At 42.3% G+C, this 14478-nt stretch carries 22 protein-coding genes; 15 read left to right on the plus strand and 7 right to left on the minus strand.

The window, feature by feature from the left end; genetic code table 11:
* Window positions 1-35 precede the first annotated feature (35 nt).
* Together LRR81_RS14565 and LRR81_RS14570 are read left to right on the plus strand one after the other, a co-directional pair.
* Entirely contained in the window at window positions 36-272 is a 237-nt protein-coding gene (locus LRR81_RS14565; protein ID WP_231790113.1) for a hypothetical protein, read from the plus strand.
* A gap of 491 nt (window positions 273-763) precedes the next feature.
* Window positions 764-1264, plus strand: coding sequence for a DUF3993 domain-containing protein (locus tag LRR81_RS14570; protein ID WP_231790114.1), 501 nt, complete (start codon window positions 764-766; stop codon window positions 1262-1264).
* Between the two features lie 76 nt (window positions 1265-1340).
* Here LRR81_RS14570 and LRR81_RS14575 read toward each other — a convergent pair whose 3' ends face one another.
* Window positions 1341-1580, minus strand: a complete 240-nt coding sequence (locus LRR81_RS14575) for a glutaredoxin domain-containing protein (protein WP_231790115.1) — start codon at window positions 1578-1580, stop codon at window positions 1341-1343.
* 1 nt (window position 1581) lies between these two features.
* Window positions 1582-2538 carry an MBL fold metallo-hydrolase gene (locus tag LRR81_RS14580; RefSeq protein ID WP_231790116.1) on the minus strand — a complete coding sequence of 319 codons (957 nt, stop codon included), beginning with the start codon at window positions 2536-2538 and terminating at the stop codon, window positions 1582-1584.
* Between the two features lie 374 nt (window positions 2539-2912).
* Here LRR81_RS14580 and LRR81_RS14585 point away from each other — a divergent pair, with 374 nt between their 5' ends.
* From LRR81_RS14585 to cbpB, 5 genes are all read left to right on the plus strand, one after another.
* Window positions 2913-3152, plus strand: a complete 240-nt coding sequence (locus LRR81_RS14585; RefSeq protein WP_231790117.1) for a YkuJ family protein — start codon at window positions 2913-2915, stop codon at window positions 3150-3152.
* 10 nt (window positions 3153-3162) lie between these two features.
* Complete coding sequence (locus tag LRR81_RS14590) at window positions 3163-3309, plus strand: hypothetical protein (protein WP_231790118.1); 147 nt, start codon at window positions 3163-3165, stop codon at window positions 3307-3309.
* 80 nt (window positions 3310-3389) lie between these two features.
* Window positions 3390-3908 (plus strand): ribonuclease H-like YkuK family protein, encoded by a 519-nt coding sequence (locus LRR81_RS14595; RefSeq protein ID WP_231790119.1) that lies wholly within the window; start codon window positions 3390-3392, stop codon window positions 3906-3908.
* A gap of 85 nt (window positions 3909-3993) precedes the next feature.
* Entirely contained in the window at window positions 3994-4185 is a 192-nt protein-coding gene (abbA, locus tag LRR81_RS14600; protein ID WP_231790120.1) for an antirepressor AbbA, read from the plus strand.
* A 263-nt stretch (window positions 4186-4448) separates the two neighbouring features.
* Window positions 4449-4892 carry a cyclic-di-AMP-binding protein CbpB gene (gene cbpB, locus LRR81_RS14605; protein WP_231790121.1) on the plus strand — a complete coding sequence of 148 codons (444 nt, stop codon included), beginning with the start codon at window positions 4449-4451 and terminating at the stop codon, window positions 4890-4892.
* A gap of 54 nt (window positions 4893-4946) precedes the next feature.
* Here the strand turns inward: cbpB and LRR81_RS14610 are convergent, their stop codons facing one another.
* Window positions 4947-5318, minus strand: coding sequence for a VOC family protein (locus LRR81_RS14610; protein ID WP_231790122.1), 372 nt, complete (start codon window positions 5316-5318; stop codon window positions 4947-4949).
* 24 nt (window positions 5319-5342) lie between these two features.
* On the minus strand, window positions 5343-6074 hold the full coding sequence (locus tag LRR81_RS14615; protein WP_231790123.1) for a sulfite exporter TauE/SafE family protein: 732 nt from the start codon (window positions 6072-6074) through the stop codon (window positions 5343-5345).
* 178 nt (window positions 6075-6252) lie between these two features.
* On the opposite strand from LRR81_RS14615, the gene LRR81_RS14620 reads away from it, so the two are divergent.
* The 4 genes from LRR81_RS14620 (at window position 6253) to LRR81_RS14635 (ending at window position 9414) form a co-directional block, all read left to right on the plus strand.
* Window positions 6253-7131, plus strand: a complete 879-nt coding sequence (locus LRR81_RS14620) for a LysR family transcriptional regulator (protein WP_231790124.1) — start codon at window positions 6253-6255, stop codon at window positions 7129-7131.
* Between the two features lie 74 nt (window positions 7132-7205).
* Window positions 7206-7916 (plus strand): 2,3,4,5-tetrahydropyridine-2,6-dicarboxylate N-acetyltransferase, encoded by a 711-nt coding sequence (gene dapD, locus LRR81_RS14625; RefSeq protein WP_231790125.1) that lies wholly within the window; start codon window positions 7206-7208, stop codon window positions 7914-7916.
* Between the two features lie 72 nt (window positions 7917-7988).
* Window positions 7989-9116, plus strand: coding sequence for an N-acetyldiaminopimelate deacetylase (locus LRR81_RS14630; protein WP_231790126.1), 1128 nt, complete (start codon window positions 7989-7991; stop codon window positions 9114-9116).
* A gap of 49 nt (window positions 9117-9165) precedes the next feature.
* Complete coding sequence (locus tag LRR81_RS14635; RefSeq protein WP_231790127.1) at window positions 9166-9414, plus strand: YkuS family protein; 249 nt, start codon at window positions 9166-9168, stop codon at window positions 9412-9414.
* Window positions 9415-9460: 46 nt separating this feature from the next.
* Here the strand turns inward: LRR81_RS14635 and LRR81_RS14640 are convergent, their stop codons facing one another.
* Window positions 9461-10297: a mechanosensitive ion channel family protein gene (locus LRR81_RS14640; RefSeq protein WP_231790128.1), complete on the minus strand. Its 837-nt coding sequence runs from the start codon at window positions 10295-10297 to the stop codon at window positions 9461-9463.
* 354 nt (window positions 10298-10651) lie between these two features.
* On the opposite strand from LRR81_RS14640, the gene LRR81_RS14645 reads away from it, so the two are divergent.
* Window positions 10652-11194: a peroxiredoxin gene (locus LRR81_RS14645; protein ID WP_231790129.1), complete on the plus strand. Its 543-nt coding sequence runs from the start codon at window positions 10652-10654 to the stop codon at window positions 11192-11194.
* A gap of 85 nt (window positions 11195-11279) precedes the next feature.
* A complete protein-coding gene (locus tag LRR81_RS14650; protein WP_231790130.1) occupies window positions 11280-11735 on the plus strand; it encodes a TlpA disulfide reductase family protein in 456 nt (151 codons plus the stop codon).
* Between the two features lie 59 nt (window positions 11736-11794).
* On the opposite strand, the gene LRR81_RS14655 is transcribed toward LRR81_RS14650, so the two are convergent.
* Both LRR81_RS14655 and LRR81_RS14660 read right to left on the minus strand, forming a co-directional pair.
* On the minus strand, window positions 11795-11974 hold the full coding sequence (locus LRR81_RS14655; RefSeq protein ID WP_231790131.1) for an H-type small acid-soluble spore protein: 180 nt from the start codon (window positions 11972-11974) through the stop codon (window positions 11795-11797).
* A 68-nt stretch (window positions 11975-12042) separates the two neighbouring features.
* On the minus strand, window positions 12043-13296 hold the full coding sequence (locus LRR81_RS14660; RefSeq protein WP_231790132.1) for a DUF445 domain-containing protein: 1254 nt from the start codon (window positions 13294-13296) through the stop codon (window positions 12043-12045).
* Window positions 13297-13654: 358 nt separating this feature from the next.
* Between LRR81_RS14660 and LRR81_RS14665 the strand changes: the two genes are divergently transcribed.
* The gene (locus LRR81_RS14665; protein ID WP_231790133.1) at window positions 13655-13855 is read left to right on the plus strand and encodes a cold-shock protein; all 201 of its coding nucleotides are present in this window, start codon (window positions 13655-13657) and stop codon (window positions 13853-13855) included.
* 139 nt (window positions 13856-13994) lie between these two features.
* The gene (locus LRR81_RS14670) at window positions 13995-14456 is read left to right on the plus strand and encodes a molybdenum cofactor biosynthesis protein MoaE (protein ID WP_231790134.1); all 462 of its coding nucleotides are present in this window, start codon (window positions 13995-13997) and stop codon (window positions 14454-14456) included.
* Window positions 14457-14478: the final 22 nt, after the last annotated feature.

Consider the following 14478-nt stretch of genomic DNA (forward strand, 5'->3'; position numbering starts at 1 on the left):
GAACTTTGGCATGCTAGTGAAAAAGGACTGGTAACATGATCTTTTCAATGCTCGCGGCTGCCGCAGTTCTGATTGTTTTATTTTCCCTCTATTACACGTTTAAGCTTGGCAGACAGACAAGCCTGCAGGAGACAGACAAGGATCTTCCTCCAGGGCAGGAAAGCACTAAAGCGCATCCTTACATGCTGAATCCCATCTTTCTTGCCTATATTGGAGCAGGAGTGATTGCTGCCCTTCTGATTGGTTTTTTTATTACTAGGCATTATTTTTAGTTCTGGAGTGTCCTCAAAAAAGTTTAAGGCGTGAAGAGGCTGGGACATAAGTACTTTAGACAATGAAAAACCCGAATGATTAGGTGGATTTAAGTGAATTATTCCTCTACTCGTTCGGGTTTTTATTTTGTTTAATTAGATTTTATTCTTTCTAAGGATCGTAAACCTTAGTGGAATGGAGCGGAAGCCACTCAACTCCTGCGGGAAGTAGAGGAAAGGCTGAGACCCCGCAGGCGAAGCCGAGGAGGCTAAAGCCTTCCTCCCCGCGGAAAGGGAGTGGCTGCAGCGCAATGGAACGAACCTGTGCCTCCAGCTGAACTATTCATATCAATCAGACATTGTTCGTCTTTAAGGATAGTGGTTTCATTTATGTCCCAGCCCCTTTTGGTTTCTAGCTATCCGGGAAACTCTACTAATAATGTTTCATCCTTCATCAGGTGTGGAAACAGTTAAACATACTTATAACTTTCGCTACCATGGAGGGAACAAAATTGAAAAAGCTCACTTATTTGCTGATCGCCGGTGCTTTATTCTTAATGATGGGCTTGCCGTTTGCTGGGAATTCAGCTGAGGCCGATCAAGCCCCGCTATCACAAGCTGATGCCAGTGCTCTGCTCAAAAAAGCCCAGGACGCTGAAGCTTCTTTAACTGAAAAAGAACGCTCTAAGGCAGAGATGGCCGCCATACTCACTACATACATGACGCCTGAAATTGCCGGGCAGTATATTAAAGCAAACGCCGTTAAAGGCAATAATGAATGGATTGTATATGGAACAGATTTCCCCGCATTGGCTGTACCGTATTTTGACTATAGCCAAAATACGAAAATTGCCAATGAAAAAGATGGTGTACTTGTCTACCAGCACTTTGCTGCAGAGGATGAAGGGCCTGTAAGCTATTCAGGACACTATGAATCCGTAACGCTGAAAAAAGATGACGGTGCATGGAAAATTTCTTCTATTAATCCTTACTCAGAAACATTAAAGCAATAATTCATAAGAAAAGCCTTCAGAACCATTCTGAAGGCTTTTCTTAATTGCCAAGCATGCAGAGAAATTAACAGCCATTTTAAGCGATACCGAGAAGCTGCTCCAGCTTTTGAAGGTCGAAGCCTTTCATAATTCCGCCGCCTGCTGTTACTGTTGGAGTGCTGTAGGAGTTTAATTCTTTCGTCAAATAGTTTTTTGCTTTTGCATCAGTACTGATGTTCAGCTCTGTATATTCAATGCCATGATGTTTTAGAAACTCCTTAACGATTTTGCACGGAGGACAGTCATTTTGTGTGTAAACAGTTACTCTTTCAGACATCTCAAGATCTCCTTTTTGAAAAATAATCGATCAGCCCCATGCTGCAGACTGATAAATCAAGCTCTAATATATCATAAACAGGATGGCTGTCTGGAACGCCATGTTTCTTTAAATATTGGCTGACTTTCTCGAAAAGCGCCCCCTTTACTTCCTGTACTTTATCCTCAGCTTCCATTGAGGCTGGCTTGAGGAGGGTGCGGCTTGCTGCCTCTAAAAACTCAGGAAGCCATTCTTCAAGGGAGGCGAGGGCTTTATCAGGAGAAAAGCTTGCTCCAAAATGGCTGAAATAAATAGCGCGGGGATTCTTTTCTCTAATCATTCTGGCTGACTGCAGCATTGCTTCAGGATCGAACTGATTTGGAGAGGTTGAAGGCAGATAAAATGGGAGATGTTCAGCCAGCTCCTGATAAAAAATGCCGATGGTATCTCCGGTGAAAATACCTTCTGTGAGCGTATCCCGAACGCTGAAATGGTGGGCTGCATGGCCTGGTGAGTCAAAGAATTGCAATTCGCGGTCTTCTCCAATGGAAAGGGTGCTGCCATTTTCCATAATGAGGAGCCTTTCTTCAGGGACAGGAAGGACAGGGTCGAAAAGCTCATCAAATTCGCTGCCATATACTAATTTTGCGCCTGCAATAAGCCTGGAGGGGTTTGACAGATGCTTTGCCCCTTTGGGATGAACGGCCACTTTTGCTTTTGGACAGCTTTTAAGCAAAAGGCCGGCACCGCCTGCATGGTCAAGGTGTATATGTGTCACAATGATGAGGTCAATGTCTTCAGGAGAAAGTCCGATTTTGCTGAGTCCCTTTAAAATATGCGGAACAGAAGGACTTGCGGAAGGCTCCAGCAGGACATTTTTCTGATCCCTGATTACATAGGTGCTCGTCCGCCCTTCCCTTTGAAGATCATAGCTGTCGATGATTGAAATGGAGTCATGGAGTTTTTTGTTTTCTTCCATATTAAATCCCCTCACTATAATTTTTTTCCAATCTGCCAGGTGAGAACTAAGCTAAAGTCCCATAAGAAAGCTAATGGCCGTACTGCTTGTGAGCAGACTCTTCATTTGAGCACTGAAGATAGTATGTACAACTGTGAAATCATGCGTTAAAATGCAATAGCGCCAGAAAATAGTTGAGATGATCGGCAAAACGCCTGACTTAGAAAAAAAAAGAACATGGAAGGCTTCAGTCATTCATTCTCAATTGTAATTGTGATACACTTTCTAGTAAAGAAACTTGAAGAAACACCAGTAAAAATGGATAAAATAGTTTAGAAAAGATCAAATTATTAAAAAGCCAAACTGGATGGGTTCTTCGAAAGGAGAAACAATAAATGTCACAGCTATTAGGTATCATTCAAAGATTGCAAAGTCTGCAGGAAACTGCCACGGGGAGCGAACCATCACAGCGTTTTTTTGAAGTGGAAGGCGAAAAAAGATGCAGCGTGAAATATTTTGACAAAAGCGGTACATATGAACTTGAAGTGTTTGAAAAAGGGGAAAAGCCTCAATCCTTCCAGTTCGACAATATCGATATTATAGCTATAGAAATATTTGACTTGCTGCAGCAGTAAGGAGGATGTTATGAAGCTGCCAAAAGCGGTATGCCCTGATTGTTCAGACGAGCGGGAGCTGTCTGATGTTCTGACAGCGCAGGCTAATCAGAATGTGATTTATCAATGCGCGAAATGCGGGTACATAGTTAGAAATATTCAGACCAGCAAGGGCTGAACGTTTAAGCCATTCCATAGACATATCCTTTTTTGTTTTCGTATATGTTGTAACATGAGAACCTTCTAAGGAGATGCAAGATGACTGAATCCTTCATGTTTTACAATCTCTCTGAAGGAGGCATGAATTTTCAGAGAGTGATGGAACGGCTGAAAGCGTTCATGTGTGCGGATCCCCGCTCAGAGTATGTCCTGTCGATTGGAACTGATTCTCACGTGCACCATAAAGAAACTAAATTCATTACAGCCATTCATTTGCATAGAGTCGGAAAAGGTGCCTGGGGTTGTTTAAAGAACATGATTATTCCGAGAGCAATTCAAAGCCTGCACGAAAAAATTTCGACGGAAACCGCGCTAAGCCAGGAGCTTGCGTACATTTTTACCAGTCAATACCTGGGGGAACTGTCAGATATTCTCATCCCGTATTCAGAAGAAGGCGCAGATTTAACTTTTGAAATTCATCTTGATATTGGGAGAAAAGGCTTAACAAAGGACCTTATACAGGAAATGACCGGCAGAATCCAGGCAATGGGGATTGAAGCCAAAATTAAACCTGATTCATACACGGCATTCGGGTATGCAAACAGGTTTACAAAGTAGCCTAAACCTTGTCGAAACTTGCGTTTGACGAACCTTTAGCTTTTCTTTTATGCTTGTTTTGAGAAAGCGACAAGGGGGCAGCTAAATGAATTTAGCATTGGATCAAATCTCGCATGACGATCAAAAGCTTTTGGTAGATATCCTTCTAAAACAGCAATATGCCTTGGAATTAGTCAGCAGTGAAATTAATGATATTGAAAGCGGAGAAAAGGCTATATGCCAAGATGATTATAACCGTCTTCTGGCTTTGTATGATCTCCTTAGATTCAGCAAATGAATTGATAAAAAACGATGCCTCAATATTAAATTGGTATCGTTTTTTATTGCTTATATTCTATCGCTGTCCCGCACCTTTTTCAGGATGCCGTATATATTGCATGTAAGAAAACATGTTTTGCAGCAAAGAAGCAACCTTCTTATGAAAGCGTTTACAAATAGCCTGCACAGCAGTCAAAAGTATGGTATGATGAACGTGCGTTTGATTCTTTCTGAAACTGGGTACAAAAGTATTGGGAAGTTTTAAGGAGAGGAAGTACAGCAATGATTAGTCTTCGTTCTGAAGAACTGCTTGAAGCAACAGTCAATGATATGATGATTCCTGCAGACAAAGTAGCACATGTGCAATTAGCAAACAATTTGGAGCATGCTCTGCTCGTCCTGACAAGAACAGGATATACAGCGATACCTGTACTTGATCCGAGCTTTAAGCTCCATGGCCTCATTGGTACAAACATGATAATGGATGCCATTCTTGGATTGGAAAGAATTGAATTTGAGAAGCTGGAAGAATTAAAGGTAGAAGCTGCCATGAATGCTGATATTCCGCGGCTCCGCCTGACAGATCCGCTTACAAAAGGACTTGAGCTTGTTGTCAACCATGCCTTTATTTGTGTGGAAAATGAAGAAGGATACTTTGAAGGCATTTTTACTAGAAGAACGATTCTAAAACAACTGAATACCCATATAAAAACATTGAATAAGTAAAAAAGACTGGTCACCTTTCCAGTCTTTTTTTTATGCTCCTTATCAAAGAGAAGGTTATTTTTCCCTTTCCAAAAATTCGATTCTATTGCCGAAGGGATCATAGAAAGAAAACCGGTTTACCCCTGGAATCGGTGTTTCCTCCTGAATGGAGATTCCGCTGCCTTTAAGAAATTCTTTCACAAGCATTGTTTCACTGACCCAAAAGGCAGGGTGGCGTTTGCTTCTTGCTCCGCTCTCTTCTTCAATGCCAAAATGGATCTCTGTTTCACCGGCTAATGACCAAAAGCCTCCATTTTTTTTCAAACTTTCAGGCTTTACTATTTCCGTCCAGCCGAGCTTTTCAAAATAAAAGCGTTTTGCTTCTTCTTCTTTTCCAGGCGGAATGCAAATTTGCAAATGATCGAGCTTTATATAGTGAATTTTCAACTTGTTCATCCTTTCAAATGAAGTTTAAGTGAAAAAAGAATACAGCAGCTGGGCGATAATGAATATGGTAATCAGCCGTACAATCCAAATGGCCTGATTCGAACGGATTTTTTTAGCAATCCGGACAGAAAGCTGAGCGCCGATCAGCGATCCGGCGGCAAGGCTCAGGGCTGCTTGCCAGTCTACAAGGCCATGACCCTGAAACATCAATAGAGCTCCGAAGCAGCTTAAGAAAGTTTGAAACCTTGTAAACGCGATGGCCTTTAAGTAGGAGAAGCCTTGGTGCAAATAGACTTGCATGTTAAGAGAAGCCTGCCCTGGCCCGAACAGTCCGTCATAAACACTGATTCCGTATAGGAGCGGGTATATTTTTGCGGGAATTTTTCCGGTCTGGTCTGCCATGGCAACAGGCTTTTTAACAAATTGAAGAATCAGTGCGAATACAAGAAGCACTAAAGCAATGCCTGTCATCGTTTTTTCGCTGATCAGGCTTGCCAGCAAAGCCCCGGTTATTCCTCCTGCACATGCGAATGGAATGATGGCAAGAGCATCCTTCAGCCTGATGGTTTTATCCCTTAACAGGACGAAAAAGCTTGAAAATGAACTAATGGTGTTGGAAAATTTATTGGCGGCAATAATGGTATGAACCGGAAGACCGTACAGCATCATCGCCGGCATGCCGATCAGTCCGCCTCCTCCTGCCAGGGTTCCGAGCAGGGAGGTAAAAATTCCGATAAGAAATAGCGGCCAAATCAAAAGAATGCACCCCGCTTTCAATTATGATCCTGCAGTCTGCAATAAACCAGTAGAACTGGCTTCATAGGTTGCATGGGATCCTTTGTAATTTTATTTTATTCAAGTTATTCCTTTAATGAAATATCAAAATACTTAGTGCATAATATAAGTAAAACTTATATAGGAAGGAGGCGGGCAAATGCAAATCTCAGAACTTCGCATGCTGACCGTTCTGGCTGAAGAAATGAACATGCGGAAAGCCTCTGAAAGACTGTTTGTTTCACAGCCAGCACTTTCGCAAAGGCTTCAATCAATTGAAAAGGCATGGGGGTTTAAAATTTTTATTAGATCGCAGCGGGGGCTCACGGTGACACCTGCAGGAGAGAAAGTTATCGGATTTGCAGCTGAAATGGTATACAGAGAAGAAAAGGTAAGAGAGGAGCTTTCCGCTCTCGAAAGTGAGGTGAGCGGCACATTAAAGCTGGCTGTTGCATCGATTATCGGCCAGCACTGGCTTCCAAAAGTGCTGAAAAAATATGTGACCAGATATCCCCATGCCAAAATATCTCTCATCACAGGCTGGAGCAGTGAAATTTTAAAAAGCCTTTATGAGGATAATGTTCATATTGGCATTATCCGCGGCAATCCGGAGTGGAAGGGAATGAAGCGGCATTTGCTGACAGATGCCCTTTACCTTGTAGATAAAGAAATCAGCGAGATCGATCAGGTTCTTTCTACAGAGCGTCCTTTTATTCAATTCAAAAGCGATTCGACCTATTACCAGGAAATCCAGGATTGGTGGCTGAGGAAATTTCAAACCTCGCCAAAGCGGACGATTGTGGTGGACCAGATTGAGACATGCAAGCAAATGGCTTTGAATGGAATCGGCTATGCGATCCTGCCGGCAGTTACGATTGATGAAAGGGACAGGGATGTGCATAAAATTCCGCTTCGGGATGAAAACGGCAAGCCGCTTGTCAGGGATACTTGGCTGCTCGGCTATGAGGCCTCTTTCGGCCTGCGCCAGGTTCAGGCTTTTTTGGAGCTTGTCAGAGAAGAAACAGATGAAGGGATATAACGGTGAAGCGTCTCTTGATAAACGGTGAATCCTTTGATACATTAAATGACATAGATGAGAAGGAGGAATTGTCATTGAAACAAATGGATGCAAATGAAATTATTTCATTTATTCAAAACAGTACAAAATCTACACCTGTAAAAGTATACATAAAAGGGGATCTGGAAGGCATCAGCTTCGGTTCTTCTTCTAAAACATTTATCAATGGCCAGACTGGCGTCGTATTTGGCGAATGGAACGAAATCAAGGATGCTATCGACACAAATTCTTCTAAAATTGAAGATTACGCTGTTGAAAACGACCGCCGCAACTCAGCGATTCCGCTGCTTGATTTAAAAGGAATCAAAGCCCGTATCGAGCCTGGTGCGATTATCCGCGATCAAGTGGAGATCGGCGATAATGCTGTTATTATGATGGGCGCGTCCATCAACATCGGATCTGTTATCGGAGAAGGAACCATGATCGATATGAATGCTGTACTTGGCGGCCGCGCAACGGTCGGAAAGAATTGCCATATTGGTGCAGGAGCAGTATTGGCGGGAGTCATTGAGCCGCCGTCTGCAAAACCTGTTGTTGTAGAGGACGATGTGCTGATTGGAGCAAACGCCGTTATTCTAGAAGGTGTAACAGTCGGCAAAGGCGCTGTTGTTGCAGCGGGAGCGATCGTGATTTCAGATGTTGAGCCTTACACTGTTGTAGCTGGAACACCTGCTAAAAAACTGAAAGACATTGATGAAAAAACAAAATCAAAAATTGAGATTAAACAGGAACTGCGCCAGCTTTAATCTTAAAAGAACTTGCGTGAATGCCCAAGCATTCACGCTCTTCTTTATATTGGCTCACAGAAGGAGGAAAAAATGCTTACGGCAGAAGAGCTCATTCAAATAAGACGGGATTTGCACAGAATTCCTGAAAAAGGTTTTGAAGAAGTAAAAACACAGCAGTTTCTTCTATCAGTGGTTTCCAAGCTGCCGCAGGAAAGAATGGAAATTCGAAAATGGCGGACAGGTCTGCTTGTTTTGATCAAAGGGCTAAAGCCCAAAAAAACGATCGGATACAGAGCAGATATCGATGGATTGCCGATTGAAGAGGAAACAGGCCTATCGTTCCGTTCAGAACATGAAGGGATGATGCATGCCTGCGGCCACGATATGCATATGACGATCGCGCTTGGCATTCTCAGTTATTTTACAGAGCATCCCATTGATGACAATCTGCTTTTTCTTTTTCAGCCTGCAGAGGAGGGGCCCGGAGGAGCAGAACCAATGCTTGCCAGTGAAGAACTTAGCGAGTGGAGGCCGGATTTTATTCTGGCTCTGCATATAGCGCCAGAGCTTCCATCAGGGATCATTTCTACAAAGCCGGGGCTTCTTTTTGCAAATACATCGGAGCTGTTCATCGACCTGAAAGGGAGAGGGGGGCATGCTGCCTACCCTCATGAGACACGGGACATGGTTGTCGCTTCCTGTATGCTCGTCGCCCAGCTGCAGTCCATCATCTCGAGAAACGTTGACCCGCTGGACAGTGCTGTTATAACAATCGGCAAAATAACCGGGGGCACTGTGCAGAACATCATTGCCGAAAAAGCACGGCTTGAAGGAACAATCAGAACGCTTTCTGTTGAGTCGATGAAAAAAGTAAAGCACCGGATCGAAGCTGTAGTGAAAGGCATTGAAGCAGGATTTGAATGCGAGGCCAAAATTGATTACGGCGCGATGTACCACCAAGTATACAATGAAGGAAAGCTCACAAACGAATTTATGAATGTTCTTAAAGATAAGGGGTATTCTGTCAAACTCAGCAAGGAGGCAATGACTGGAGAGGATTTCGGCTACTTTCTTGCCGAAATACCCGGCCTCATGTTCTGGCTTGGCGTTGATTCTCCTTACGGCCTTCATCACAGCAAGCTCCTGCCTGACGAATCAGCCATACAGGAGGCTGTGAAGGCTGTTTGTGACTTTATCACTTATAAAAATGATTTATAAGAATAATCCTCCTGAAAAATTGACACATTAATTTCAGGAGGTGTGTACCATGGCGAAAATCGGTGTGGAAGAATCCTTGACAAATGTTCAGGAAGCTTTAAAAGCAATGGGTTATGAGGTTGTTCAAATCCGGAACGAAAATGATATGGAAAACTGTGACTGCTGTGTTATCACAGGATTAGAAGAAAATGTAATGGGAATCGCGAGCAGTGTTCCCGAAGGGGCTGTCATTGACGCAAGAGGTTATTCAGCAGATGAGATCTGCGAGCAAATTCAGCACAGAATGAATCAGGCATAACAAAAAGGCGGGACAGATCTTATCTGTTCCGCCTTTTAACATGCAGCTAAGCTTCCCTTTTTTCAATGGTAACCTGATGAGGAAAGGGTATTTCAATTCCATGTACATCAAAAGCTTCCTTTATAGCCTTTCTCAATAACCGTTCAATGCCGTACTGCTCGCCATTCAATGTTTTCCCAATAACCCGGATCACCACATCAGATTCACCTAATGTCTGCACACCGACAACGTTCGGACCTTCCACGATCACAGGATTCTCTTTAGCGATTTGATCGCAGACATCCTGCAGGACACTGATGGCCTCATCGATATTATCATTATACGAGATCCCAATATCAACAAGTGCCCGCATGTTCCCGCGGGAATGATTGCTGACGTTTGTAATTTCCCTGTTAGGAATATAATGAAGAGTTCCGTCAAATCCGCGAAGCTGAGTTGTTCTGAGGCCAACCTGTTCCACAACGCCGTCAAAGCTGCCGAGCGTAACGTAATCGCCTACATCAATTTGTTTTTCTAAAAGGAGGAAGAACCCTGTAACAACATCACTCACAAGACCTTGAGCCCCAAACCCTATGGCAAGCCCCACAACTCCTGCACCAGCGAGAATAGCTGTAGCATCATAGTGGAAAACCTGGAAAACCATGACGACAAAAATGAAAATCAATATGTATCCAAAAACATTTAATGCTAGGCTCTCAAGTGTTTTAGCACGGCCTGCCGTCACGTCTTTTCGTTTTTGCACGCGTTCGAAAGTTTTTTGTATAAAAGCATTGCCTGCGAGCCTGATTAAAAAGTAGGCAATAAAAATTCCTATCAGCTTTAGAAAAATAACCCCCGCGCTGACGGCAATTCCTGCCCAATTAATTTTGCTGAGCAAATCCATTCGCATCTTCCTTTCATTCCGTGGCTGTCTATATGAGGCTAATCATTTGGATACCCCTATTTGGCCATGTTAAACTAATCCCGGATATAAATAAGGATATAAAAAAATGTAACATATTTGCAAGGCTGAAAAAACTGGTAGGTGAGATGCAAGTTTTTTATAGATGTGGGCATACCAATGTAGGGGGATGAACACATCTTTATTTAAATTTATTATCATCTAACATTGACTAGAAATACCCAAAGTATTATAATGGTACTTGTGATTGTTTTTAATAGTTGAGAAAAATACAAGATTTTTCTCAATTAAACCAGCTGGCATTAGCAGCTGAATATACTTCCTGGAGGGATACATATGGCAGAGCGTTTTGTAGGAACACAAGCTCCCCGCTTTGAACTTGATGCAGTAATGGCGAACAAAGAATTCGGTAAAGTAAGTCTTGAAGAAAACATGAAAAATGACAAATGGACAGTCCTTTTCTTCTATCCAATGGACTTCACATTTGTTTGCCCGACTGAAATCACAGCTATGTCTGACCGTTATGATGAGTTTGAAGATCTTGATGCAGAAGTAATCGGAGTCTCAACAGATACAATCCATACACATCTTGCATGGATCAATACTGACCGCAAGGAAAACGGCCTTGGCGAGCTGAAATACCCGCTTGCAGCTGACACAAACCATGCCTTGTCCCGCGACTATGGCGTTCTGATTGAAGAAGAAGGTGTCGCCCTGCGCGGACTGTTCATCATCAATCCAGAAGGCGAAGTGCAGTATCAGACTGTATTCCATAACAACATTGGCCGTGACGTAGATGAAACTCTTCGTGTGCTTCAAGCATTGCAAACTGGCGGACTTTGCCCAGCCAACTGGAGACCAGGCCAAGAAACTTTGTAATCAGCTTCTTGTCTGACTTTCACGAGGCCTAACAACATGTTAGGCCTTTTTTAAATAGTTTAATGACTTATTGGAGGGATTATTAATGAAACTTCGCGAACAAATGCCGGAATTAGAAGGTGCAGTGGAATGGCTGAACGGCGAGAAGTCCAAAAGTGACCTGATTGGGGAAAAACCAACCTTAATTCATTTTTGGTCTGTAAGCTGCCATATGTGCAAGGAAGCAATGCCTCAAGTAAATCAATTCCGTGATGACTATAAAGATAAACTGAACGTAGTGGCTGTTCATATGCCTCGTTCAGAGGACGATCTCGACATTGAGGATATTAAGAAAACGGCTGAGGAGCATGGCATTACACAGCCAATTTTTGTTGACAGCAAGCTTAAGCTGAATGATACTTTTGAAAACCAGTATGTGCCGGCTTACTATGTATTTGATAAAGATGGCAACCTGCGTCACTTTCAGGCTGGCGGCAGCGGCATGAAAATGCTTGAAAAAAGAGTCAATCGTGTACTGAACGAAACAGAAGCAGCAGAATAAGAAAAACGCCGGGAATTTTCCGGCGTTTTTTTATGCTTTTTCGAAAGTATGCACGGCTGCTATCCTTCGAGTAATTCATGAACAGCCACATTTTTTTCGTTTTCCGGCTGTCCAAGAGGATAAATCCGTGCCATTCCGCTGCCCTCATCAACATGCTGTATATAGACAGCTTTCCCATTATACGTCACGTTTGCCATTTCAGTCTGTTCTGAAATTTCCCTTGCTCTTTGAATATTCAAGGAAACTCCTCCTCATCCTATTTTCTTCTGTTTTAGAATGAGGTGAAATTCCTATTTTCATTCATTGTTTACAAGGACCCTGTTGATAATTTAATAAAGATGAGCAAAATACCGATAATAAATCCGCAAATCGATCCGTTAACACGAATCCAGGACAGTTCTTTGCCGATCTTATTTTCCATCAGGTCAACCAATTCTTCTGTATTCAGCTTGTCCAGATTTTCTTTCACCAGACCGCCGATTTTCGCATGATTTTGATCTATGATTTGGACGATGACCGTTTGAGAAGCTTTTTCCAGCTGCTGAACGGCATTCTGATCACCCTGTATTTTAGCTGTGAGCTCCTGAAGCTTTGGTATGACTGAAGCTTTCGCAAAATGAGGATCATGAATAACTTTTTCTATCCGTGAAAACAAGAGATCGGCGGTGCTCGAAATAACTTGATCATAAGAATCACCCTCAAGGAATTCCTCGGTTTTCTGTTCTGCTTTCAGCAGCAGAAGAGAATTCGTTTTCGCTGCTCCAATTTCATTTTCAATATACGATAGAATGTTTTGCCTGTTCTCGCTGTATGGCAATTTCAAATCTGTCAGCAAATCATCAAGGGCTTTGTCAAAAGCTGTTTGAATTTTTTCCTTCCCTGCCATCAGAAGAGGAGTTAAGGCAAATTTGAAAAAACTGTTTTCCGCTTTTTTCTCTATCATTTTTAAAATATAATCTGTTATTTTTTCTTTCGTTTCCCGTGAGGTCAGTTTTTTCTCTGCCAGGTTAAGCAGAATATCAAATCCTTTTTCATGATACTTCTGTTTGATCGCTTCCTCAGCCAAAAACCCGATCATTTTTGGCTTGTCTGCCTGTTTAATTTCCTTTGCAGCAGCCTTCTTCATCCAGGATTTTATTTTTTCCTTGTCAATATAGGAATAGACGGTCCTGATTGCACTGCTGATTTGAGCTGCAGCTTCTTCCGTGTGCAGATAGTCTTCCATCTTATTGAATAAAAGTGATGAAAAGGGTACTTTTTGAATTTTTTTTGTAATGCTCTCCTTGTTAAGCCAGTCCTTTTCCACCACATTTAAAATCGACTCAGTAATTTTCTTCCGGTTTTTTGGAAGAAGTGCTGTGTGCGGAATAGGAATATTCAGCGGATGCCTGAATAGTGCTGTAACGGCAAACCAGTCTGCAAGCCCGCCGACAAGCCCTGCCTCAAATCCTCCCTGCAGAATTCTTACGGGAAGTGCATGAAACGGGAGGGTAGCAGCAAAGCCTGCTGCCATAACGCCAAGGCTGACATTGGCTATGTATCTGGATTTATTTTTTTTCATCGCGGATATTCTCCTATCTAGTTAATTGCTTTATTTTATTGATTGCTGTTTGAAAGGCTGCCGCAATCTGCCGGCAGAAGGTGAGTTATTGGTTGAAAAGGTGCTGGAATAAGTGTAACATGAATAAAGTGAGATTCAGAACAACAAAAATGTAATGTCTTGTCTTTTGCAGCTGAGTGAGGTATACTCTTAATATAAAGTTAAAAATGTTAATAAGATTAGTAAAGTTCACATACAAAAGGATGCATCTCCAAGGTAGAGTGTTACTTTGTGAAGCTGTTTCTTACTGTATGTGAATTTTTATTTACACAGGTAAATTTTAAGTAGCATAAATTTTAATCAGTATGGAGGTACCATCATGCAAACAGGTACAGTTAAATGGTTTAACTCAGAAAAAGGTTTTGGTTTCATTCAACTTGAAGAAGGAAATGACGTATTCGTTCATTTCAGCGCTATCACTGGCGACGGCTTCAAAACTCTTGAAGAAGGCCAAAAAGTAGAATTCAACGTTGTTGACGGTCAGCGCGGCCCTCAAGCAGAAAACGTTGTAAAACTATAATTTTTCAAAACAGCCCTTTCCATCTATGGAAAGCGGCTGTTTTTTTTTTTTGCAGTTTTATAGGAATCATCATACCATTGGATGCAGCAGGCGAAACAATGTAAAATTAAAACGTAAGAAGCCGACAGGAGGAGAAGACTTGTTTACCATTACAGATAGCAGGATTTCAGCAGAAGAGCTGATTGAAAAGGTCACTCATCCGAACGCTGGAGCCATCGTATCGTTTATTGGCACGGTTCGCGAAATGACAAAAGGGAAGAAAACATTATTTTTAGAATACCAGGCGTATAAGCCGATGGCTGAAAAGATGCTGAGGCAAATAGGGGATGAAATACAGGGAAAATGGCCGGAAGCAGTAACTGCTATTACTCACAGGGTGGGTAAGCTCGACATTTCGGATATTGCCGTTGTGATTGCTGTTTCAACGCCTCATCGAAATGATGCATATGAAGCAAGCCGCTATGCAATTGAACGGATTAAAGAGCTTGTTCCTATCTGGAAAAAAGAGCAGTGGGAAGACGGGGAAAGCTGGATAGGCGATCAAAAAGAGAAAACACCTTTTGAGGAAATGAAGAAACATTTTCCGGAAAAACTGGATTGATCTCTTATACATAGAAGAGGAG

The sequence above is a fragment of the Metabacillus kandeliae genome (assembly GCF_021166585.1).
Lineage (GTDB): Bacteria > Bacillota > Bacilli > Bacillales > Bacillaceae > Metabacillus_B > Metabacillus_B kandeliae.

What these genes read in the sequence shown, in the direction of transcription:
- LRR81_RS14565 (WP_231790113.1), top strand. Translation starts at nt 36, where the DNA reads ATGATCTTTTCAATGCTCGCGGCTGCCGCAGTTCTGATTGTTTTATTT.
- LRR81_RS14575 (WP_231790115.1), bottom strand. Translation starts at nt 1,580, where the DNA reads ATGTCTGAAAGAGTAACTGTTTACACACAAAATGACTGTCCTCCGTGC.
- LRR81_RS14580 (WP_231790116.1), bottom strand. Translation starts at nt 2,538, where the DNA reads ATGGAAGAAAACAAAAAACTCCATGACTCCATTTCAATCATCGACAGC.
- LRR81_RS14585 (WP_231790117.1), top strand. Translation starts at nt 2,913, where the DNA reads ATGTCACAGCTATTAGGTATCATTCAAAGATTGCAAAGTCTGCAGGAA.
- LRR81_RS14590 (WP_231790118.1), top strand. Translation starts at nt 3,163, where the DNA reads ATGAAGCTGCCAAAAGCGGTATGCCCTGATTGTTCAGACGAGCGGGAG.
- LRR81_RS14595 (WP_231790119.1), top strand. Translation starts at nt 3,390, where the DNA reads ATGACTGAATCCTTCATGTTTTACAATCTCTCTGAAGGAGGCATGAAT.
- abbA (WP_231790120.1), top strand. Translation starts at nt 3,994, where the DNA reads ATGAATTTAGCATTGGATCAAATCTCGCATGACGATCAAAAGCTTTTG.
- cbpB (WP_231790121.1), top strand. Translation starts at nt 4,449, where the DNA reads ATGATTAGTCTTCGTTCTGAAGAACTGCTTGAAGCAACAGTCAATGAT.
- LRR81_RS14620 (WP_231790124.1), top strand. Translation starts at nt 6,253, where the DNA reads ATGCAAATCTCAGAACTTCGCATGCTGACCGTTCTGGCTGAAGAAATG.
- LRR81_RS14630 (WP_231790126.1), top strand. Translation starts at nt 7,989, where the DNA reads ATGCTTACGGCAGAAGAGCTCATTCAAATAAGACGGGATTTGCACAGA.
- LRR81_RS14635 (WP_231790127.1), top strand. Translation starts at nt 9,166, where the DNA reads ATGGCGAAAATCGGTGTGGAAGAATCCTTGACAAATGTTCAGGAAGCT.
- LRR81_RS14640 (WP_231790128.1), bottom strand. Translation starts at nt 10,297, where the DNA reads ATGGATTTGCTCAGCAAAATTAATTGGGCAGGAATTGCCGTCAGCGCG.
- LRR81_RS14645 (WP_231790129.1), top strand. Translation starts at nt 10,652, where the DNA reads ATGGCAGAGCGTTTTGTAGGAACACAAGCTCCCCGCTTTGAACTTGAT.
- LRR81_RS14650 (WP_231790130.1), top strand. Translation starts at nt 11,280, where the DNA reads ATGAAACTTCGCGAACAAATGCCGGAATTAGAAGGTGCAGTGGAATGG.
- LRR81_RS14660 (WP_231790132.1), bottom strand. Translation starts at nt 13,296, where the DNA reads ATGAAAAAAAATAAATCCAGATACATAGCCAATGTCAGCCTTGGCGTT.
- LRR81_RS14665 (WP_231790133.1), top strand. Translation starts at nt 13,655, where the DNA reads ATGCAAACAGGTACAGTTAAATGGTTTAACTCAGAAAAAGGTTTTGGT.